Genomic DNA, 2,019 nt, shown 5'->3' on the forward strand with positions numbered 1-2,019 from the left:
TGATCGAAACCTGTTCAAACAAGCTAGATTACTATATCCAAAAAACGCTGCAATACTACAAAAACAATAAAACCGTTACCGATATTAATGAAGTCGACTTTAAAAAGCTGATCAAGGAACTGATCGAAGTGTATGCCTATACCGATAAGGATACGCAATTTATCGTTCAGGTAGATCAGCCTGTTAGCTTTCGCGGGGATCTGTTTAGGATAGAAGTCATATTGGGTAACCTGATTTCGAATGCCATTAAATACCAAAGGGCAGCCGAACTCAACAAAAAAGTGAATATTGATGTAGAAGTAACTCCGGAGGCCGTTCAAATTAACATCACCGATAACGGAATGGGCATTTTAAATGAGCATCTCGAAAAGATTTTTACCCAGTTTTTTAAAGGCAAAGTACACCATGGCAGCGGTATGGGCTTATTTATCGTTAAAGAAGCACTCAACAAAATTGACGGCCGGATTTCAGTAAATTCCGATGTCAACCGCGGTACTACATTTAAAATCGTTATTCCAAATGTCAAATAAACCCAAAAGAGTAATGATGATCGATGATAATGAGATTGATCTAAAAATCAATTCCAAGTTGATCAACATTACGAATTTATTTGAAGATATTATCATCTGTAATTCGGCAGAAGCTGGTTTGGAATACCTACGCAAACATTTGCAGGACCAGCAACAGTTGCCAGAATTTATTTTACTGGATATTCAAATGCCCGATATGGATGGCTTTGATTTTTTGGAAGAATTTAAGCGTTTCCCTAAATCTTTTACCGACACCTGCCCGGTAGCCATGCTTTCCTCCACCCTCGATTTTGGCGATATCCAAAAAGCCGAAGCCAACCCCTACGTTATCAAGCTGCTTAAAAAACCGCTCCTGCCAACCGATTTGGAAAAACTCATCTAAACAACCTACGGCTTTTAACCTCGTCAAACCTTTAGCTTTTTGAATTGTTTATATTCGAGTAACTAAAAGTATTTGTTATGGAATACAACGAAAACATAGCTGGTTTAGGCAAAAACCATGATCGGGAAGCAAAACCCCACGATTTGGCCAAAAAGCAAAGCGAGGCAAAGCCAGCTACAGAAAATTTGGACAATCAGCCATACAGCATCAACAAAAAGCAAAGAGACCAATCACATAAAGATATCGAGCAAATCCATCAACAGGCTCATGACTATGCCAGAGAAGAGCATGAAAAGGCCGATAAATGGGAAGACACTTCAAGTGCAAAAGACCAGCAGCCTAAATAAGATCGTCAGCTGGCCGACAGCCATTTCTTAAATCGCTTTGCGCGATCTTTGCTTACAGTTACCTGGTTTTCATAGTGGATGTGCAGGGTCAGTTCCAATTTGCCAAAAGAAAGGGCCGTAATTTTCTTGACCACTTCTTTGTTTACAATCTGTTTACGGTTCACCTGAAAAAAGTCGGAACTGTTGAGTAAAGCGTTGATTTCCTTTAGAGAAAGACTTAAAATATGGCTTTCTCCATTGCGCATAATCAGCCAGTTAATCTGGCTAATCTGGTCTATAACCGCTATTTGGCCAACCTTAATGGACAACTGTCCTCCCTTGTGGTTAATCAGTATCCTCTTGTCTTTTGACAGCAGCTCCTGTTGTTGCAAATAATTCCGTTTAATTGCCCAGGCCTGGTTATTGAAATAAACCAATAAATAAAATCCGTTAATAAGCGCCAAGTAGAGCACTACAATGGGCAATTCAAACATGAAGTACCCCCTATCCACAATATTCTCACCAAAAAACCAAAAATAAAAAGCCGTCATTGCTATAACAAGTAATGTAGGCAATAACAGGCCCAGCAATATTTGCCAGGTTATACGACCTAGGCTATTATTGGCCAGTTTTGGGTGTTTGTCTAAAAAACCAGAGAGCTTGGCTAGGCCTAAAGCCATTCCATAAGATAGAAATAGCGTATAAACCCTGTCTCTTATACACATCTAAAAAGGGGGGGGGGGGGGGGGGGGGGGGGGGGGGGGGGGGGGGGGGGGGGGGG

4 protein-coding genes are annotated in these 2,019 nt (G+C 40.9%); 3 read left to right on the forward strand and 1 reads right to left on the reverse strand.

Translation table 11 applies throughout. The annotated features are described in order from the left end of the window. From JHD69_RS19570 to JHD69_RS19580, 3 genes are all read left to right on the forward strand, one after another. The coding region (locus JHD69_RS19570; RefSeq protein ID WP_199142023.1) for a sensor histidine kinase at positions 1–530 on the forward strand (530 nt) is incomplete at its 5' end. Then, a complete protein-coding gene (locus JHD69_RS19575; RefSeq protein ID WP_199142024.1) occupies positions 520–912 on the forward strand; it encodes a response regulator in 393 nt (130 codons plus the stop codon). The genes JHD69_RS19570 and JHD69_RS19575, both read left to right, overlap by 11 nt. A gap of 77 nt (positions 913–989) precedes the next feature. Continuing rightward, complete coding sequence (locus tag JHD69_RS19580; RefSeq protein ID WP_199142025.1) at positions 990–1,259, forward strand: hypothetical protein; 270 nt, start codon at positions 990–992, stop codon at positions 1,257–1,259. Positions 1,260–1,264: 5 nt separating this feature from the next. On the opposite strand, the gene JHD69_RS21340 is transcribed toward JHD69_RS19580, so the two are convergent. Continuing rightward, on the reverse strand, positions 1,265–1,750 hold the full coding sequence (locus JHD69_RS21340) for a LytTR family transcriptional regulator DNA-binding domain-containing protein (RefSeq protein ID WP_199142026.1): 486 nt from the start codon (positions 1,748–1,750) through the stop codon (positions 1,265–1,267). Positions 1,751–2,019 lie beyond the last annotated feature (269 nt).

It is taken from the genome of Pedobacter sp. ASV12 (assembly GCF_016429155.1).
GTDB lineage: Bacteria > Bacteroidota > Bacteroidia > Sphingobacteriales > Sphingobacteriaceae > Pedobacter.

What these genes read in the sequence shown, in the direction of transcription:
- JHD69_RS19575 (WP_199142024.1), top strand. Translation starts at nt 520, where the DNA reads ATGTCAAATAAACCCAAAAGAGTAATGATGATCGATGATAATGAGATT.
- JHD69_RS19580 (WP_199142025.1), top strand. Translation starts at nt 990, where the DNA reads ATGGAATACAACGAAAACATAGCTGGTTTAGGCAAAAACCATGATCGG.